The following is an 18,475-nucleotide window of genomic DNA, read 5'->3' as shown; positions in this document are numbered from 1 at the left end:
TTGGGCGCCGCGCGACCTCAGGACGCGGCGGGAATCACACCCGTTCGAGCACCACCACGGGGATCTCGCGGTCGGTCTTCTTCTGATAGTCGTTGTAGGCGGGCCACACCGCGGCGAGCTTGTCCCACAGCCGGGCGCGTTCCTCGCCGGTCGCGGTCCGGGCGCGCGCGGTGAACTTGTCCGCCCACACCTGCACGCCGACCTCGGGGTTCTCCTGCAAGTTCAGGTACCAGCCGGGGTGGTTCGGCGCGCCGCCCTTCGAGGCGACGATCACCGGGTTGCCGTTGTCCTCCTGGTAGATCAGGGCGAACTTGCGGTCCTGCCCGGTCTTGCGGCCCTTCGTGGTGAGCACCAGCGTCGGCACGCCCTCCTGCCAGTCGTGCCCGACCTGCCCGTCGGTCTCCTCGTAACGGCGAACGTGCTCGTCACCGAACAGCATGCGGATTTCCTTTCGTTCGACTTCCGCGCTCGACAGCCCGGACCTGTCCTCCCACCCTGCCGCGAACCGGTCGGTCGCGCTGATCAGCTCGTGCAGCGTGCCCGGTTCGTCGAAGGCGTGCCCGGCGTCGCCGATCATCTTCAGCTCGGCGCCCGGCAGCACCTGCGCGAGTTCCCAGGCGGTGGTGGCGGGAGTGACCGCGTCGTACCTGCCCTGCACCAGAACGCACGGGATGCCCGACAGCTTCCCGGCGCCGCGGATCAGCTGGTCCGGGGCGAGCCAGCCGCCGTGCCGGAAGTAGTGGTTCTCGATCCGCGCGATCGCGAGCGCGAACTCCGGCTCGGCGAACGCGGCCACCACCTCTTCCTGCGGGGTGAACTTCACCGTCTCGCCCTCCCACCGGCTCCAGGCGAGCGCGGCGGGCCCGTGCACCTTCGGGTCCGGGTGATTCAGCAGTTCGTGGTACACCTCCAGCAGGTCGCCGCCGCGACGCGCGTACGGCACCGGCGCGAGGAAACGCGACCACGCCTCCGGGAACATGCACGCCGCGCCCCCGCCGAAGAGCCACTGCACTTCCTTGAGCCGGAGCGTCGCGACGCCGCGCAGGATCAGCTCGGTCACCCGCTCCGGATGGGTCTCGGCGTAGGCGAGCGCGAGCACGCTGCCCCACGAGCCGCCGAACAGCTGCCAGCGGTCGATGCCGCGATCCTCGCGCAGCTGCTCCATGTCGGACACCAGATGCCAGGTCGTGTTCACCGACAGGTCGACGTCCGGTTCGCTGCAGTGCGGCGTGCTCCGCCCGCAGCCGCGCTGGTCGAAGAGCACGATCCGGTAGCGCGCCGGGTCGAACAGCCGCCGGTGCCGCGCGGACGCGCCGCCCCCGGGACCGCCGTGCAGGAACGCGACCGGTTTGCCCTCGGGATTGCCGCATTCCTCCCAATACAGCGTGTTGCCGTCGCCGACCGGCAGCATCCCGTGGTCGTACGGATCGAGTTCCGGGTACAGACCGAGCATGCAGCCACTATGCCCGACCTCGGCCGGGTCCCGCTGGGGGTCCACTGTGGACGCGCGGACGGGGCCGGGCGGCTCCGGTTAGGCTTCCCGCGTGGCGAAGGTACTGGTGGTGGAGGACGACGCGGCGATCGGCAGCGTCCTCGACTCCGCGCTGCGCGGGCACGGCCACACAGTGCGATGGTGCCGGGACGGCCGGAGCGCGCTGCGCGAGACCGCGGCCGATCTCGTGCTGCTGGACCTTGGCCTCCCGGACGTCGACGGCGTCGAGGTGTGCCGGCGGCTGCGTTCGGCCCTGCCGGGCGCGGTGCTGGTGATCCTCACCGCGCGGGCGGACGAGATGGACGTCGTGGTCGGGCTGGAGACCGGGGCCGACGACTACCTCACCAAGCCCATCCGGCTGGCCGAACTGCTCGCCAGGGTGCGCGCGCACCTCCGCCGGGGCGCGCCCGCCGCGCCGTCGACGCCGGTCGTCCGGATCGGCGCGCTGGAGGTCGACATCGCGAGCAGGCGGGTCAGCCTCGGCGGCCGGGAGGTCGCGCTGCGGGCCCGGGAGTTCGACCTGCTCGCGCGGCTGGCCGTCCAGCCGGGGCAGGCGGTGAGCCGGGACACGCTGATGTGCGACGTGTGGGATTCGCACTGGCACGGCTCCACCAAAACGCTCGACGTGCACATCGCCGCGCTGCGCCGCAAGCTGGCCTCGGCCGCCGAGCCGCCGCACGAGGCGCCGAGGATCGCCACCCTGCGCGGGCACGGATACCGGCTAGAGGGGGACTGAACGGGGTGCGCCGCCGGATCGTGACACTCACCGTGCTCGCGGCGGTCCTGGCCACGAGCCTGTTCGGGCTGCCGCTCGCTGTCGGAACGCTGTGGTACTTCCGCACGCACACCACGTCCGAGCTGGAGCGGGCCGCCGACGGTGCTGCCGTCGTGGTCTCCGACGCGCTCGCCGACGGCCAGCCGTTCGAGGTCCCGGACAACGACAATGGAGCCGAGGTCGGCGTCTACGACCCGGCGGGCCGCCTTCTCGCCGGAGAAGGTCCGCCCACCGCGGACGACGTGGTGCGCGGAGTCGCCGTGACCCGCAGCGACATGCTGAACCACAAAGTCGGCGACGAGGACGTGCTGGCCGTCCCGGTGCTGACCGGCGCCCGCCTCACCGGCATCGTGCGCGCGGCCCTCCCCCGGTCCGCGCTGACCCGCCACGTCGGCATCACCTGGCTGGCGATGGGCGGGTGCGCGATCGGCGCGGTGCTCGCGAGCTGGCTGGTGGCACGCCGGATCGCCGCCCGGCTGACCCGTCCGCTGGAAGACCTGGCCGGCACCGCGACCCGGCTCGGCGAAGGCGACTTCTCCGCCCGGTCCCGGCGCTCGGCGATCCCGGAAATCGACCGCGTCGGCGCTGCCCTGGACGTCACCGCGACCCGCATCGGCGAAACCTTGGAACGGGAACGCGCCTTTTCCGCCGAGGCCTCGCACCAGCTCCGCACCCCGCTGGCCGGACTGCGCCTGCACCTGGAATCCGCCTTGGAAACCCCCGGCCGCGACCCCTACGCGGCTGTGCGCGCCGGAATCACCGCCGCCGACCGGCTGGAACGGACCGTCGAAGACCTGCTCGCGCTCTCCCGGGAACGCCGCGCCTCTCGCGACGAACTGAACCTGGCCGCCCTCCTGGCGGAATTGACCGACGTCACGCTGCCCGGCCACCGCGAACTGCGCCTGGAGATCACCGACCCGCCACCAGTACGCGCGTCGGCCCCCGCGGTCCGGCAAGTGCTGGCTGTCCTGCTGGACAACGCGGTGAACCACGGCGAAGGCACCATCACCGTCCGAGCCCGCGACGCCGGCGGCGCACTGGCCGTGGACGTCGTCGACGAAGGCCCGGACCTTGGCGAACGCGACCCGTTCTCCGACCACACCCCCGACGGCCACGGCATCGGCCTCCGCCTGGCAAGAAGCCTGGCCGAAGCCGAGGGCGGCCGGCTGCGCCTGTCGCGGCCCGATCCGCCGACGTTCACGTTGCTGCTTCCGGAAGCACCTGCCTCCTGAACCACCCTCGGGTGCGCGGGCACACACCCCCCTCGGGTGTGCCCGCGCACCGCCGACCTGCCCGGCAGGCGACCGGCACAGCTGCCCTCCGCGCCGCCAAGATCCCCCCGCCGCGGACGAGGGGACACTGCGCCGCTCTCCTGGCTCACCGCCCGGCAACCTCCCGCGCCACAGCCACCGCACCTGACCGCGATTCCTCCCCGGCCCGCCTCCGCGGCCAATCCCGGTCACCCGCAAGCGTCTCGCCCGGCACCCTCGGCTCCTCCGCCCGCCCCCGCCCGCAGCCGCCGCGACGGGCACGACTCCACCTTTCATCCGGCCCCGCCCAGCACCCCGGCTCCTCCATCCGCCCCGCCCGCAACCGCCGCAACAGGCACCACCCCGCCATTCATCCAGCCCCGCCCAACACCCGCCCAGCTCGCAGCCGCCGCGACGGGCACCCGGCCTGCCCGGCGTCCGGCCAGGCCGGGTGCTCACCGCCCACCTACCTCGCCCTGACCTGCGCGAGCAAACCCGCCAGCGCGAGTCCCCCACCCCGATCACTTAGAGTCAGAAACGGCCCGCAGGCCCACCCGCCGCAGGCGGCAACCCCGCAGAAACCAACCCCGAGAGCACAATGAATCACGCGTCACCGCCAGCAATCCACAACACATCTCGGTTTTCGGGGCAGTTTTCGATCGATACCGTGGCTCGAAGTCGGCCTGAGCGCAACCGGCGTCACCATCAATCGCTAGGAGCCGCCCGGTGAGCACCACCTCCAGTTCCGCGCGCGGGAGGCTCGGCACGGCCGTGCTGCGCCGCAAACCGGTCACCGATCTGGTGGCCGAGGCGGACCACGGTCCGCTCAAGCGGTCGCTCGGGCTCAGCCAGCTGACCATGCTCAGCATCGGGGCCACCCTGGGCAGCGGGATCTTCGTGGTGCTCGGCGAGGCGGTCCCGGTGGCCGGGCCAGCTGTCGTGGTTTCGTTCGTGCTGGCCGGGATCACCGCGTTGTTCTCGGCGCTTTCTTACGCCGAACTGGCGGGCATGATCCCGCTCTCCGGCTCCTCGTACTCCTACGCGTACGCGACGCTCGGCGAGCTGGTCGCCTGGGTGTGCGGCTGGTGCTTGGTGCTGGAGTACGGCGTCTCCGTCGCGTCAGTCGCGGTCGGGTGGGGGCAGTACGTCAACGAACTGCTGCACCTGGCGTTCGGCGTCACGTTGCCAGAAGCGCTCAGCGGACCTCCGGGCGACGGCGGGCTGGTCAACATTCCGGCCATTGTCGTGGTGCTGCTGGCGATGGTGCTGTTGCTGGCCGGCGCGAAGGAAAGCGCGCGGGCCAACGCGATCATGGTCGTGGTGAAGATCGGCACGCTGATCCTGTTCTGCGCCATCGCGTTCACCGCGGTCCGGGCGCAGAACTTCACCCCGTTCCTGCCGCTCGGGATGGCCGGAGTCAGCGCGGGCGGAGCGAAGTTGTTCTTCTCCTACATCGGGTTCGACGCCGCGTCCACCGCCGGCGAGGAGGCGCGCGACCCGCAGCGCGACCTGCCGCGCGCGATTCTGCTGTCGCTCGGCATCGTGACCGTTCTCTACTGCCTCGTCGCGTTCGCGGCGATCGGGGCGCTGCCCTGGCAGCAGTTCGGCGACAAGCAAGCCGCGCTGTCGCACGTGCTCGCCACGATCTCGAACAACCCGCTCTGGGCGATCCTGCTCGCGATCGGCGCGATCGTGGCGACCTCCAGCGTTGTGCTGACCGTCCTTTACGGACAGACCCGCATCCTCTTCGCCATGTCCCGCGACGGGCTCGTGCCGAAGTCGCTGTCCACCGTCCACGCGAAAACCGGCGTGCCGCGCACCAACACCTTCGTGGTGTCCGGGTTCGTCGCGCTGCTCGCCGCGTTCATCCCGCTCGGCAAGCTCGCCGACGCCACCAGCATCGGGACGCTGTTCGCGTTCGGGCTGGTCAACGTCGCCGTGCTGCTCCTGCGCAAACGCCGCCCCGAGGCGCAGCGCACCTTCCGGGTGCCGTTCGCGCCGGTCACGCCGATCCTCGGGCTGGCCTGCTGCGCGTACATGATGTTCAGCCTCGACGGGGCGACCTGGGTCGTGTTCGGCGCGTGGATGCTGGTCGGGCTCGTCATCTACTTCGGCTACAGCGTCCGTCGTTCGCGGCTCGCGGAGGTCGTCCGATGATCGTCGCCGTTCACCAAGGTCCGTTCGACCGGCTGCCCGAAGCGATGGCCGCCGCCGCGGAGCGCGGTGCCGAGCTGATCGTGACCGCCGAGATGGGCACGACCGGTTACCACATCGGCGCGAAAGCCGTCGCGGAGCTGGCTGAACCGGCGGATGGGCCACGGGCGGCCGAGATAGGCGCGCTGGCCGCCGAGCACAAGCTCGCGGTGGTCTACGGCTATCCCGAGCGCGACGGCGAAGCCGTGTACAACTCGGCTCAATTGCTGTCCGCGCAAGGGGAACGGCTCGCGAACTATCGCAAGACGCATCTGTTCGGCGACCTCGACCGCGACCAGTTCTCGCCCGGCGACGATCCGGTGGTGCAAGCCGACTTCAAGGGTCTCCGCACCGGTCTGCTGATCTGTTACGACGTCGAGTTCCCCGAATTGGTCCGTGCGCACGCGCTCGCGGGCACGGACCTGCTGCTCGTGCCCACAGCGTTGATGCGGCCGTACGAGCGCATCGCCGACCTGCTCGTTCCGGTTCGTGCCCACGAAAACCAGCTGTACGTCGTGTACGCGAACCGCTGCGACACCGAAGGCGAGCTGACCTACTGCGGACGCTCGACAGTCGCGTCGCCGGACGAAGTCGTCGCGAAGGCCGGGCCGGACGAAGAGCTGCTGTTCGCCGAACTCGACCCCGCTGTGCTCGCCCAGGCGCGAGCCGAAACCCCCTACCTGGCCGACCGACGGCCGTCGCTGTACCGCTCTCTCACCGAAGGACCCCGGGCATGACCTCCGCAGTTCCCGCCGCGATCCACGCCGAGGAACCCGCCGGCCGGCCGATCACCATGTTCGGCCCCGATTTCCCGTTCGCCTACGACGACTACCTCGCGCATCCGGCCGGACTCGGCAGCGTGCCGGAGCAGGCGCACGGCACCGAGGTCGCGGTGATCGGCGGCGGACTCTCCGGCATCGTGGCCGCCTACGAGCTGATGAAGCTCGGGCTGCGGCCGGTCGTGTACGAGATCGACCGCATCGGCGGGCGGCTGCGCACGCACCGCTTCCCCGGACTGCCCGACGACGTGGTCGCCGAGATGGGCGCGATGCGGTTCCCGCCGTCGTCGACGTCGCTGTTCCACTACATCGCCAAGGCCGGGCTGGAAACCACTCCGTTCCCGAACCCGCTTTCGCCCGCCACGCCGAGTACGGTCGTCGATCTCAAGGGTCGCAGCCATTACGCGCGTACGCCCGAAGATCTGCCCGGCGTGTACGGCGAAGTGGCGCAGGCGTGGCAGCGCACGCTCGATGAGCACGCTTCGTTCGCCGAGATGCAGACCGCGATCCGCAATCGCGACGTCGCGACGGTCAAAAAGATCTGGAACGAGCTGGTGCCCCGGCTCGACAACCAGACCTTCTACGGATTCCTGTGCGATTCCCCGGCGTTTTCCTCGTTTCAGCATCGAGAGATCTTCGGTCAGGTCGGATTCGGCACTGGCGGCTGGGACACCGACTTCCCGAACTCGATTCTCGAAATCCTCCGGGTGGTCTATACCGGCGCGGACGACGAGCACCGCAGCATCGTCGGCGGCAGCGGGCAGCTTCCGAAACGGCTGTGGGAGCACGTCCCGGAGAAGCTCGCGCACTGGCCGTCCGGCACGAATCTGGCCTCCCTGCACGAAAACGGCGTGCCGCGGCCGGGGGTCACGCGGCTGCACCGCACCGCGCCGAACAACATCACCGTCACCGACGCCTCCGGCCATATCCGCACGTTCGGCGCCGCGGTGTTCACCGCGCAGAGCTGGATGCTGCTGTCGAAGATCGAATGCGACGAGGCGCTCTTCCCGATCGACCACTGGACGGCCATCGAGCGCACCCACTACATGGCCTCCTCCAAGGTGTTCGTGCCGGTCGACCGCCCGTTCTGGCTCGATGCCGACCCGGCCACCGGCCGCGACACGATGAGCATGACGCTGACCGACCGGATGCCGCGCGGCACCTACCTGCTCGGCGACGACCCGGACCGGCCCGCGGTGATCTGCCTGTCCTACACGTGGGCCGACGATTCGCTGAAGTGGCTTCCGCTTTCGGTGTCCGACCGCGTCGAGGTGATGCTGCAGTCGCTGCGCGAGATCTACCCCGTGCTCGACGTGCGGCGGCACATCGTGGGCGACCCGGTGACGGTGTCGTGGGAGGCCGAACCGCATTTCATGGGCGCGTTCAAGGCGAACCTGCCCGGGCATTACCGGTACCAGCACCGGCTTTTCACCCACTTCGTGCAGGATTCACTGCCCGAGCGCTACCGCGGTTTGTTCCTCGCGGGCGACGACATTTCGTGGACCGCGGGCTGGGCCGAGGGCGCGGTGCAGACCGCGCTCAACGCGGTGTGGGGCGTGCAGCGGCACTTCGGCGGCGCGAGCGATCCGGCGAATCCCGGTCCTGGCGACCGTTTCGCGGACCTCGCGCCGATCGCGCTTCCGGACTGACCAAAAGCCGTCAACCCATACCGCGCGGTAGCAGCCGAACGTGTTTCCGCCGCGACATTCCGCGCGGTTGATCCGCCGTGCTGAACCGATCATGCCAAACTGATGCCATGAGCACCGATCCGGCGCCGAAGTGGCGGCGACTCGAACCGGACGAACGCAAAGAGCAGATCTACGCCTGTGCGGCGCGGCTGTTCGGCGAACGACCGTATTCGGAAGTGTCCACTTCGGACATCGCGGCCGAGGCAGGCGTGGCCCGCGGACTGATCAATCATTATTTCGGAACAAAAAGGGAGTTGTACCTCGAAATCGTTCGGCGCGCGCTTACCGTGCCACGGATTGCGGTGCAGATTTTGCCGGATGGCCCGCTGGAAGTACGCGCGGACGCCGCCATCGACTGGCTGCTCGACATGGTGCGCGGGCAGGAGAAGCTGTGGCTCGCCGCGATCGCGCCGGAGGGCATCGGCCGCGATCCGGAGGTGGACCGGATCGTCGCCGAGGCCGACCGCGCGTCGGCCGACCGCGTCCTGGAAGCGGTCGGGCTGTCCCGCGACAGCGCGCACGGCGAGGAACTGAACGCCGCGGTGCGCGCGTTCGCCGGCATGGTGAAGGCGGCGGGCCGCGAATGGCTCGTGCACCGCTCGCTGGACCGGCACCAGGTGCACACGCTGCTGACCATGTCGCTCGTGACCGTGGTCGGCCAGGTCTTCCCCGCGATCCAGCATCCGCCCCAGCACTGACGTACCGGAAGGAGAACCCCCGGCACCACGAGGGGGGAGGAAAGTGCCGGGGGCCCCTTCCGGAGGCAAGGCCCCCGGTAGCTGTCCAGGCTACGCCGGGGAGGCATCGAATCGGTGTCGGTCGGCGCGGCGACCGCCCGACTTTTCACTACGACCACGCGGACGGCCCAGCGCGGACGCCCCGGCCGGGCAATTTCGCGAATTTCAGCCGCGCGATCGGGCCAATCGGCACGTGAGCCCGTCCAGGCAGCTGCGGATCGCCAAGTCGAACAGCCGCGGATGGTGACCGGCCGCGGCTGCCGGGTCGGCGAGCAGCTCCCGCATCGCGCGGCCGTGCGCGGCCATGCCGGGCAGGTCCGCGCGGTCGTGGTAGGAGGCGTACTCCTCGGTGTTGTCCAGGCGCAGCCCGAGGCCGCAGTCCCGGTCGTCCTCCAGTGCGACGTACTGGCACGCGGTGGTGGTGAGCATCGTGTAGGCAAGCGCGCTCTCGTCGCCGAATCCCGCGTCCAGCAGCATCCGCACGCCGCGGTCCAGCGTAGGCGTTGCCGCGGCCACCGACGGGCCGAACGACGCCATCCGGCGCGCCGTGCCCGGGTGCTTGCGCAGCACCTCGCGCAGGCCGGTCAGCAGTTCGACGAACCACTCCTGCCATTCCAGCTTTTCGTCGGGCAGTCGCAGCTGTCCGACGACGCGGTCGAGCACCGCGCAGACGACCGCGTCGCGGTCCCCGACGTGGTAGTAGACGACCGCCGGGTACGCCCCGATCGCGGCGGCCAGCTGCCGCAGCGTCCAGTTCTCCAGACCGCGTTCGACGGTGAGTTTCACCGCCGCGTCGATCACCTTCTTCGCGGTGACCGCGGGCAGCCCGGCGGCGGAACGGGACCGGGCGCGCTGTCCGGCACGCGAAGTCGGCATGGCGTGCACCGTAACCGGCGGCCGGCCGGCTCGGCCACACGCGGTTCCACGCTGCGGCATGATCGGGGCATGCCACGCGCACAGGCCAACGGCCTCGAACTCGAGTACGACACGTTCGGCGATCCGGCCGCGCCGCCGATCGTGCTGGTGATGGGACTCGGCGCCCAGATGATCACCTGGGAGGAGGGCTTCTGCGAGCTGCTCGCGAGCCGCGGCTTCCACGTCGTGCGCTTCGACAACCGCGACGCGGGCCTGTCCACCTGGTTCGACGAACTGGGCGCGCCGGACCTCGCCGGGATCGTGGCGGGCACGGCCCCGGCGCCGTACCTGCTCTCGGACCTCGCGGACGACATCGTCGGGCTGTTCGACGCGCTCGGTTTCGCGAAGGCGCACGTCGTCGGCGCTTCGATGGGCGGAATGGTCGCGCAGCAGCTCGCGATCGACCACCCGGACCGGCTGCTGAGCCTGACGTCGATCATGTCGACGACCGGCGACCAGTCGGTCGGCCAGGTCTCGCCCGCCGCGCTGGCGACGCTCACCAAGCCGGCCCCGGAAACGCGCGAGGAGCAGATCGAACAGAGCGTCGCGAACTACCGCGTGACCGGGTCGCCGGGCTATCCCGCCACCGAGGAATGCCTGCGGCGCAGGGCGACCCGGAGCTACGACCGAGCCAGGCACCCTGTCGGGATGCAGCGGCAGGCCGCCGCCGTCGTCGCGTCGGGCGATCGTACTGAACGACTGCACGACGTCCGGGTGCCGGCCGTCGTCCTGCACGGCGACTCCGACGTGATGATCGACGTCAGCGGCGGGAAAGCCACTGCGGCGGCGATCCCGGACGCGGAGCTGGTCATCGTCGCGGGCATGGGGCACGACCTGCCGGAGCCGTTGTGGCCGGAGATCGTGGCCGCGATCGTCCGCGCGGCTGCCCGCGCCTGACGAGGTCAAGAAGCCGTCAATAACGGAGGCCGGGGCGTACGGAACCCGTCCGCGGGTCCTGCTTCGCGCGCCCGCGCGGGCTGCCATGGGACATGGGTACTGAAGAACGGCTGGCTGGCGGATTCGGTTTCCCGCTCGGCTGTGTGGCGGTGGTGGCGGCTGTGATCGCGGCGAAGCTCGCTTCCGCGCATCCCGGCTATGCCGTGGTGGCCGTAGCGCTCGCGGTCGGTGCAGTGGCAGTGATCACCACTCCCCTCGCGGCGGGCGGGGTGACGGCGGTGGGCTGGTCGGTGCTTTCCGGTTTCGGCTACGGCCGGGCCGGGACTCTGGTTTTCACCGCGGCGACCGGCTGGGTCGCGGTGATCTTGGCTGGTGCGGCGGGGNCGTTGCCGGTGCCGGATGGCGCGCGGTTCGACGGGATCGTCCGGTGATCGCGGAGGCTGTCGTGCCGGTGCCGCGACGGGCGGTCGAATCGGGCCACCGCCGGGTGGCGTCACTCTGAAATGGCTCGCCAAGGTGCGTGAAGGGCGCCAGGCTGACGGGGTATCACGTCGTCACCTTCGGAGGTCAGCCATGAGTGAAGCGCAACCGGCACCCAGCGACGGGGAGGGCGACGTCAAGCGGAAGTTCCGCGAGGCGCTGGAGCGGAAGCAGGCCAAGGCGCGGGACGGGGCCGCGCACGAGAACGGCGGGCAGCACAGTCAGCACGCGCACGGGCCCGCGGCGAACAAGCGGACGTTCCGGCGGAAGAGCGGCTGATCGCCGCGTCCAGGGGCGTGGGGCACCCCGAAGCTTGAGTGCGCTGGCTGCGGTCACCGGGGCGGTCGTGAGGGGAACCCTCAGGGAATCCGGTTCTGTCAGGGTTCCCCTCACCGACCTCGGCGGAGCTACACCGTGAGGATGGAGCGGAGGCGGCCGACGTCGGCCATCCGGCGTTCGGCCAGGCGGTCGGCAGCGGCGGCGGGGGGTACGCCGTCGGCCTTCGCCAAGTCGTACACCGCCTTCGTGGTGTCGAAGATGGCCGCCGTCTTGCGCTGGGCGCGGGCGAAGTCGAAGCCGTGGCGTTCGTCGTCCACCTGGATCACGCCGCCCGCGTTCACCAGATAGTCGGGGGCGAACAGGATGCCGCGGTCGTCCAGGAGCTTGTCGACGCCGGGGTGGGCGAGCTGGTTGTTCGCCGCGCCGCACACGATCCGCGTGCGCAGAGCGGCTACTGTCTCGTCGGTGAGCACGCCGCCCATCGCGCAGGGGGCGAAGACGTCCAGTTCGGTGCCGATCATGGTGTCCACATCGGACACCACCTCGACCTCGGGGTGCGCCGCGCGGGTGCGTTCCACCGCGCTGGGCGCGACATCGGTGATCACCACGTGCGCGCCGGCCGCCACGAGATGGCCGACGAGGATGTGGCCGACCTTGCCGACCCCGGCGACGCCGACGCGGCGGCCGGTCAGTTCGGGCACGCCCCACACCTGGTCCGCGGACGCGCGCATTCCCTGGTACACGCCGAAAGCAGTGAGCACCGAGGAGTCGCCTGCGCCACCGTCCTCGGGGGAACGTCCGGTGACGTGCCGGGTCTCGCGGGCGACCACGTCCATGTCGCGCACGTACGTGCCCATGTCGCAGGCGGTGAGGTAGCGGCCGCCGAGCGATTCCACGAAGCGGCCGTACGCGCGGAGAAGCGCTTCGGACTTCAGCGTGTTCGGGTCGCCGATGATGACGGCTTTGCCGCCGCCGAGGTCGAGGCCGGCGAGTGCGTTCTTGTACGCCATTCCCTTGGAGAGCGCGAGAACGTCGTCGAGTGCGGCGTCCTCAGTGGCGTAGGGGTAGAACCGGGTGCCGCCGAGGGCCGGGCCCAGAGCGGTGGAGTAGATGCCGATGATGGCTTTCAGCCCGCTGGCCTCGTCCTGGCAGAACACGACTTGCTCATGGCCGCTGTGCCGGCCGAACACGCCTTCGGTCACGGTGGTGACTCCTTTGTCTCCCACGCGGCTCGTGGCCGCGCGAATGTGTGAACGGTGCGCACCGGGGAACGGGGGTTGCCCGTCCCGCAGTGCACACCGTCAACCTACTTCGCCGTTCTCCGGGCCACCACCCGCGTCCCGGGAGCTTCACCCCAGATCCGCGACAGCTTCCCGAAGGGTGGAAATCGCGGTCTCAAGCTGTTCATCCGACAGGTACGGCGCGGGTCCGAACCGGAGGTATTGGCCCCGGCTGTCAGTCCGCACGCCGCGCGCGGCCAGGCGTTCGCACAGTCGCCCGGCGACCGGGCTGCGCAGCGAGAGGAAGCCGCCGATGCCGCCGAGCGGGGTCTCGCGATCGCGGGTGACGACGTCGTCCGGAAGGCCGAGACTGTCGAAGCAGCCGGCCAGCAGGTCGACCTGGTGCTGCGAAACCTCGCGCAGGAACTCGGCGGTGAGTCCTTGCTCGGCGAAGAATTGCTGCACTCGCACGCCGCGGTAGTGACTCGACGGGTCGTAGGTGGCTCCGGCGAACCGGTCGCCGCCGGGTGCGTATGCGACTTCGCCCGGCCGGCGTTCGTCGGCGAGGGCGCCGAATTCCGCGTACCAGCCGGTGATCACCGGGCGCAGCTCCTGTGCGTGCGCGGGCAGGCGCAGGAAGCAGTTGCCCTCGCCGAGCTGCAGGTACTTGTAGCCGCCGCCGAGCACCCACGCGTTGGTGAGGCCGAGGTCGTGCAACGGGAACGGGATCGCGCCGACCGCGTGGTAGGCGTCCACGACCAGCTCGGCCGAGCGGCTCCGGCAGGTTTCGGCGAGATGCGCGAGGCCCGGCACGATCCAGGAGGTCTCGAACAGCACCGCCGACGCGAGCACCGCGGCAGTGCGGTCGTCGACCTGCTCGGCGAGCCGCTCGGCCAGCGTCGCGACGGGCGCGGCGGGCACGCGGACGACCTCGACGCCCTCCTCGGCCAACCGGGCGAGCTGGCGGCGCAGAGTGTGGAATTCTCCGTCCGTGGTCACCAATCGCGGCCGTTGCCGCAGTTCGAGCGCGGACAGGAACCGCAGCACGAGTTCGTGCGTGTTCTGGCCGAGCGCGTAGTCGCCGTGCGGATCCGACAGCCACTGCCGGAACCCGTTCCGCAGCTCGCCGGCCTTCGCGAACGCCCGGCCCCACTTTTCGTCCACCTCCTCCGCGGCGTCGGCGAACGCTTCGCGCAGCCCCTCTTCGGCGACGTCCGGCCAGGCCTGGTGCGAATGCGCGGACAGCAGCAGCCGGTCGGCGACGCGGAACCGCGAATAGTGCGGAGCGAGCGCGTTTTCTTTGGCGCGCAAGGATTCCACTGTGATCACAACCGGCTCCGGACGGCCCACAGATCCGGGAACATCGGGGTGAACAGCGTGGTGCGCAGGTAGGTCGCGCCGGACGAACCGCCGGTGCCGGTCTTGTCGCCGATCGTGCGTTCGACCATCTTCACGTGCCGGTAGCGCCATTCCTGGAGGCCCTCGTCGAGGTCGACCAGCGCCTCGGCGAGCACCGACGGGCCGCCGTCGTCCTGGTAGACCTTCAGCAGCACTTCCTGCAGTTCCGGCGACGGCTCCAGCGGACGGGTCACGTCGCGGTCGGTGGCGACCGGGTAGCCCTGTCCGGACAGGTACGTCAGGAACGAGTCGAACACCGACGGACGGCGCATCGCGTCGGCGATCCGGGTGCGCTGCTCGCCGCCGTCCGGGTAGTGCGCGAAAACGCGCTCGTCGCGGCGGCCGAGCACCGCCTCCAGCTCGCGGAACTGGCCGGACTGGAAACCGCTCGACGCGTCGAGGCGGGCGCGGAAGCTGGTGAACTGGCTGGGCGTCATCGTCTCCAGCACGTCGATCTGCGCGACCACCACCTTCAGCACGGTCAGGATGCGGCGCAGTGTGCGGATCGAATGCGCGGTGTTGCCCGCCTCCAGGTTCTCTTGCAGGAACGCGGCCTCGTGCAGGATCTGCTTGAACCACAGCTCGTAGACCTGGTGGATGACGATGAACAGCAGTTCGTCGTGTTCGTCCGAGCGCGGGCGCTGGGCCGCGAGCACCTCGTCGAGGGCCAGGTAGGACGTGTAGCTGAGCGCGGCCTGGGTGTCGTCGGTTCCGGTCATCGGGTTCCTCATCTCGTGGACAGGGTTCGGTCGAAGTGGCGCTGAGCGGGTGGCGCCAGCGCCGAGTACAGGTCGTGGAACAGCTTGACCGCCGCGGCCCGGGTCTCCGGCGCGGGGATCAGCCCGGCCGGCAGCTCCGGGTCCAGCGACGGGAATTCGCGATAGGTGTGCACCAGGCGGGTGCGCACGGCGAATGCTTCCGGGTCGCTGAGATCGCGCGGGCAGTCGCCGAACTCCGCGACGAACGCGGCGTACCGGGCGGACAGTCCGTCCAGGTCCCAGGCCCGTCCGGCGAGCCGGCGCACGTCCAGTGCGGCGGACGGCGTGCCGAGCATCAGGCCGGCGTGTTCGGCGACTTCGAGTTCGGTGAGCAGCGCGAGCACCTCGGCCTCGCGGTCGTGCGGGGCGAGCCAGGTGCCGTCCTGGACCGGGCCGAATCCGAGGAAGCGCAGCCGCCGCACCAGCCGTTCGCGGGATTTGCGCCGGGTTTCCGGGATGTTCTGCCACAGCACGGTCCAGGTCCCAGCCGGTTCGTCCCGGCGGCCGAGACCGAAGATCCGCCGGTCGCCGTCGTCGAGCAGGGCGACCGTGCGCGACGTCAGCGAGTAGTGCACCAGCCTGCCCTCGCGATGGCGGGACAGCAGGCCGCGGCGCACCAGCCGGGTCAACGCGATCCGGGCCGCGCCGTCGGAGAACCCCAGCTCGTGCAGCAGCGCGACGAGCCCGCCGGACCACACGCGCCTGCTCTCGCGCGGGCGCACGTAGCTGCCCAGCAGCGTCATCACGAGCTCCTGGGGTGTGCGGGCGGGTTCGGTGTCGGGCACGACGCAACTCTATACACCCCAGCCCGCTGCGGTGTAGCTTTCGGGAGTGAGCAGTTTTTCCGACCGAGTCGTCGTGGTCACCGGCGGCACCCGCGGCATCGGCGCGGCCGTCGCCGAGCGGTTCCGCGACACCGGCGCGACCGTGCACTCGCCCGGCCGCGCCGACTGCGACGTGACCGACGAGGCCGCCGTCCGCGCGTACTTCGCCCAGCTCGGACCGGTCGACGTGCTGGTCAACAACGCGGGAGTGGCTTCGAGCGCACCGCTGGCGAAGACCGGGCTCGACGACTGGCGCAGCCAGTTCGAGGTAAACGCGACCGGCGCGTTCCTGTGCACGCGCGAGGTGCTGCCGGGGATGCGCGAACGCGACTTCGGGCGAATCGTCACAGTCGCGTCGACCGCGGGTCTGGCTGGCGCGCGCTACACCTCGGGCTACACCGCGTCGAAGCACGCGGCCGTCGGGTTGATGCGCGCGGTGGCGGCGGAAGTGGCTGGCACTGGCGTCACGTCGAACGCGGTGTGCCCGTCGTTCGTGCGCACCGGCATGACCGCGACCTCGGTCGCCCGGATCCGCGAGCGCACCGGCCGCGACGAGGCCGGCGCGGAGGCCGCGCTCGCTGCCGCCTCCCCGCTCGGACGGCTGCTCGAACCCGGCGAAATCGCGTACGCCGTGGAGTTTTTCGCCGCCCCGGAAGCGGCCGCGATCAACGGACAGACCCTTGTACTCGACGGTGGAGGAATCCAGAAATGAGCCCGTTCCGCGCCAGTGTCCCGCTTACGCGATCGTGGGAGCACTTCGAGTTCACGGTGGACGACGGGGTCGCGACGGTGACCTTCGACCGGCCGGAAAAACTCAATGCGCTCACCTTCGACGTCTACGCCGATCTGCGCGACCTCGTCGCCGAATTGCCGCACCGAGGCGACGTGCGGGTGCTCGTGCTGACCGGAAAGGGCCGCGGGTTCTGCTCGGGCGGCGACGTCGAGGAAATCATCGGCGAACTGCAGAAAATGGACACCGCGGAACTGCTCGAATTCACCCGGATGACCGGCGCGGTGGTGAAAGCGATGCGCGAGACGCCGATCCCGATCATCGCGGCGATCAACGGCGTCGCGGCCGGCGCCGGCTCGGTCCTCGCGCTGGCGAGCGATTTCCGGCTGCTGGCCGAATCGGCGAAGTTCGCGTTCCTGTTCACGAAGGTCGGCTTGGCGGGCGCGGACATGGGTTCGGCGTATCTGCTGCCGCGCCTGGTCGGCCTCGGCCGTGCGACGGAACTGCTGATGCTGGGCGACAAGCTTCCTGCCGCGCGCGCCGAAGCGATCGGACTGGCGAACCGCGTCGTGCCGGACGCCGAACTGGCCGACGAGGCCGCTGCACTGGCGCGACGGCTCGCGGACGGTCCGGCGCTGGCCTACTCCACCACGAAGGTGCTGCTGACCCGCGAACTCGACAGCGACCTGGGCAGCTCGATCGAACTGGAAGCCATCACCCAGGCGTTGCTGATGACTGCCAAGGACCACAAGGAGTTCTACGCCGCATGGGCCGCGGGACGCAGTCCACAGTGGACCGGTCGCTGAGCGGACCCAGTCGTCACGGTTTTCCGGGCATTCCAGGTTGACCTCGCGGGGATAGCCGGTCGGCTGGCAGCCGTTGGCATGGATCCGGCGGGCCACCGCAGCCCCAGCATGGCACCCAGTTGCTCAGTGGTGACCTTCTCGTCGAGGATCTCCTGGACCTGCTGGAGAAGCCGAGCGATGACGCGGTCGAGGCGCGCCAGCTGGGCCGCGGTGCAGGAGCGGTAACCAGTGGCGGGGTCGGCGTCAGCCGGGCGAAGTCGCCGATGCTGAACATGACGCCTTCGAGTTGACTGCCTGACACGGTGTGAGAGTCAAGAAACTGGTCAAAGATCCGTGTAGGCGATCGCGTTCTCTTCCAGGGACCCGAACCACAACCGGCCGTGATACTCGCGGATGCCCACCAGCAGGTGGAATCCCGGGATCTCGCCGCGCAGTTCCCGCGCCACCGCGCCCTCCGGGGTGACCGCGACCGCGCCCACCCGGCGTTTCGGGGCGGGCTGCAGGGAATCCGGCAACGCGCGCACCGCCGTCCGGACCGCCGCGGGCAGGCGGCGCACGACGTCGAGGGCGCGGATGCGCGGGCTGGCCTCGGTGATCCAGATCAGCCCGTCCGAACCGGTCGCGATGTTGTCCGGGAAGCCCGGCAGGTCGTCGATCAGGATGTCGCGGTCGCCCGCGCGCGGGCCGGTCAGCCAGATCCGGCTGACCCGGCACGCGCCGGTTTCAGCGACCGCCGCGAAGGACTCGTCCGGCGGCAGCGCGACGCCGTTCGCGAACTGGAGACCGTCGGCGAGCAGGTCGATGCGGCCGTCCGGCGTGCGGCGCAGCAGCCGTCCGCCCGCGGTCTGTTCGATGAGGTCGTCGCGCCAGTTGTCGATGCCGAAGCGGCGCGAGGAATCCGTGAAGTAGACCGTTCCGTCGGCGGCGACCGCGGCGTTGTTGCAGAACACGAAGTCCAGCCCGGCACCCGACGTCGCGAGGGTCGTGGTCTCGCCGCCGGCCAGCGGCATGGTCAGCAGGCCGGAGCGGGCGTCGCAGATCAGCAGCTCGTCGTCGCCGTACAGCTCCAGCCCGAGCGGGCGGNAGCGGGCGGCCGCCGGTGTCGCCGATCTGGTCGATCCGCCGTCCGTCCGGCGAAACGCGCAGGATCCGGCCGTCGTCGACGCCGGTGTAGACCCGGCCCTCGGCGTCCACGACCACGTCTTCCGGACCGTGCCCGTTCACCGGCACGATCGTGACCTCACCGAACCGCAC

At 70.4% G+C, this 18,475-nt stretch carries 17 protein-coding genes and 1 pseudogene; 11 read left to right on the top strand and 7 right to left on the bottom strand.

The genetic code is table 11. From position 1 onward, the window contains the following. Positions 1-34: 34 nt before the first annotated feature. The gene (pip, locus tag A4R44_RS20355) at positions 35-1,453 is read right to left on the bottom strand and encodes a prolyl aminopeptidase (RefSeq protein WP_067582892.1); all 1,419 of its coding nucleotides are present in this window, start codon (positions 1,451-1,453) and stop codon (positions 35-37) included. Positions 1,454-1,544: 91 nt separating this feature from the next. Between pip and A4R44_RS20350 the strand changes: the two genes are divergently transcribed. The 6 genes from A4R44_RS20350 to A4R44_RS20325 all read left to right on the top strand — a co-directional run bounded on the left by A4R44_RS20350 (position 1,545) and on the right by A4R44_RS20325 (position 8,875). Then, a complete protein-coding gene (locus A4R44_RS20350; protein WP_067582889.1) occupies positions 1,545-2,228 on the top strand; it encodes a response regulator transcription factor in 684 nt (227 codons plus the stop codon). Between the two features lie 5 nt (positions 2,229-2,233). Further along, positions 2,234-3,499 carry a HAMP domain-containing sensor histidine kinase gene (locus A4R44_RS20345; protein WP_067582885.1) on the top strand — a complete coding sequence of 422 codons (1,266 nt, stop codon included), beginning with the start codon at positions 2,234-2,236 and terminating at the stop codon, positions 3,497-3,499. 744 nt (positions 3,500-4,243) lie between these two features. Beyond that, positions 4,244-5,674, top strand: coding sequence for an amino acid permease (locus A4R44_RS20340; protein WP_067582882.1), 1,431 nt, complete (start codon positions 4,244-4,246; stop codon positions 5,672-5,674). Then, positions 5,671-6,447 (top strand): carbon-nitrogen hydrolase family protein, encoded by a 777-nt coding sequence (locus tag A4R44_RS20335; RefSeq protein ID WP_067582879.1) that lies wholly within the window; start codon positions 5,671-5,673, stop codon positions 6,445-6,447. Before A4R44_RS20340 ends, A4R44_RS20335 begins: the two co-directional genes overlap by 4 nt. Further along, entirely contained in the window at positions 6,444-8,138 is a 1,695-nt protein-coding gene (locus A4R44_RS20330) for an NAD(P)/FAD-dependent oxidoreductase (protein WP_067582877.1), read from the top strand. Before A4R44_RS20335 ends, A4R44_RS20330 begins: the two co-directional genes overlap by 4 nt. Before the next feature lie 107 nt (positions 8,139-8,245). Further along, complete coding sequence (locus tag A4R44_RS20325) at positions 8,246-8,875, top strand: TetR/AcrR family transcriptional regulator (protein ID WP_067582875.1); 630 nt, start codon at positions 8,246-8,248, stop codon at positions 8,873-8,875. A 204-nt stretch (positions 8,876-9,079) separates the two neighbouring features. On the opposite strand, the gene A4R44_RS20320 is transcribed toward A4R44_RS20325, so the two are convergent. Continuing rightward, positions 9,080-9,790 (bottom strand): TetR/AcrR family transcriptional regulator, encoded by a 711-nt coding sequence (locus A4R44_RS20320; protein WP_067582873.1) that lies wholly within the window; start codon positions 9,788-9,790, stop codon positions 9,080-9,082. A 69-nt stretch (positions 9,791-9,859) separates the two neighbouring features. Between A4R44_RS20320 and A4R44_RS20315 the strand changes: the two genes are divergently transcribed. Together A4R44_RS20315 and A4R44_RS20305 are read left to right on the top strand one after the other, a co-directional pair. Then, the gene (locus tag A4R44_RS20315; protein ID WP_067582870.1) at positions 9,860-10,726 is read left to right on the top strand and encodes an alpha/beta fold hydrolase; all 867 of its coding nucleotides are present in this window, start codon (positions 9,860-9,862) and stop codon (positions 10,724-10,726) included. A gap of 573 nt (positions 10,727-11,299) precedes the next feature. Continuing rightward, complete coding sequence (locus A4R44_RS20305; RefSeq protein ID WP_067582864.1) at positions 11,300-11,485, top strand: DUF5302 domain-containing protein; 186 nt, start codon at positions 11,300-11,302, stop codon at positions 11,483-11,485. A gap of 128 nt (positions 11,486-11,613) precedes the next feature. On the opposite strand, the gene A4R44_RS20300 is transcribed toward A4R44_RS20305, so the two are convergent. The 4 genes from A4R44_RS20300 to A4R44_RS20285 form a co-directional block, all read right to left on the bottom strand. Next, the gene (locus tag A4R44_RS20300) at positions 11,614-12,687 is read right to left on the bottom strand and encodes a Glu/Leu/Phe/Val dehydrogenase (protein WP_067583034.1); all 1,074 of its coding nucleotides are present in this window, start codon (positions 12,685-12,687) and stop codon (positions 11,614-11,616) included. A 147-nt stretch (positions 12,688-12,834) separates the two neighbouring features. Continuing rightward, positions 12,835-14,034: a kynureninase gene (locus tag A4R44_RS20295; protein ID WP_067583031.1), complete on the bottom strand. Its 1,200-nt coding sequence runs from the start codon at positions 14,032-14,034 to the stop codon at positions 12,835-12,837. Continuing rightward, positions 14,031-14,822, bottom strand: coding sequence for a tryptophan 2,3-dioxygenase (locus A4R44_RS20290; protein ID WP_067582861.1), 792 nt, complete (start codon positions 14,820-14,822; stop codon positions 14,031-14,033). Before A4R44_RS20290 ends, A4R44_RS20295 begins: the two co-directional genes overlap by 4 nt. 8 nt (positions 14,823-14,830) lie before the next feature. Then, positions 14,831-15,604, bottom strand: coding sequence for a PaaX family transcriptional regulator C-terminal domain-containing protein (locus A4R44_RS20285; protein WP_067582858.1), 774 nt, complete (start codon positions 15,602-15,604; stop codon positions 14,831-14,833). An 88-nt stretch (positions 15,605-15,692) separates the two neighbouring features. Between A4R44_RS20285 and A4R44_RS20280 the strand changes: the two genes are divergently transcribed. The 3 genes from A4R44_RS20280 (at position 15,693) to A4R44_RS48125 (ending at position 17,511) form a co-directional block, all read left to right on the top strand. Next, on the top strand, positions 15,693-16,397 hold the full coding sequence (locus tag A4R44_RS20280) for an SDR family NAD(P)-dependent oxidoreductase (RefSeq protein WP_067582856.1): 705 nt from the start codon (positions 15,693-15,695) through the stop codon (positions 16,395-16,397). Next, positions 16,394-17,221, top strand: a complete 828-nt coding sequence (locus A4R44_RS20275) for an enoyl-CoA hydratase family protein (RefSeq protein WP_067582853.1) — start codon at positions 16,394-16,396, stop codon at positions 17,219-17,221. The genes A4R44_RS20280 and A4R44_RS20275 overlap by 4 nt, the downstream gene beginning before the upstream one ends. Positions 17,222-17,340: 119 nt before the next feature. Further along, positions 17,341-17,511 (top strand): hypothetical protein, encoded by a 171-nt coding sequence (locus A4R44_RS48125; RefSeq protein ID WP_157904946.1) that lies wholly within the window; start codon positions 17,341-17,343, stop codon positions 17,509-17,511. Positions 17,512-17,544: 33 nt separating this feature from the next. On the opposite strand, the pseudogene A4R44_RS20270 reads toward A4R44_RS48125, so the two are convergent. Then, positions 17,545-18,475, bottom strand: a pseudogene (locus A4R44_RS20270) (SMP-30/gluconolactonase/LRE family protein).

The organism is Amycolatopsis sp. M39, from assembly GCF_001651785.1.
In the GTDB taxonomy this organism is placed as follows: Bacteria; Actinomycetota; Actinomycetes; order Mycobacteriales; family Pseudonocardiaceae; genus Amycolatopsis; species Amycolatopsis rubida.
This window is presented reverse-complemented; position numbering and strand designations above follow the sequence as displayed.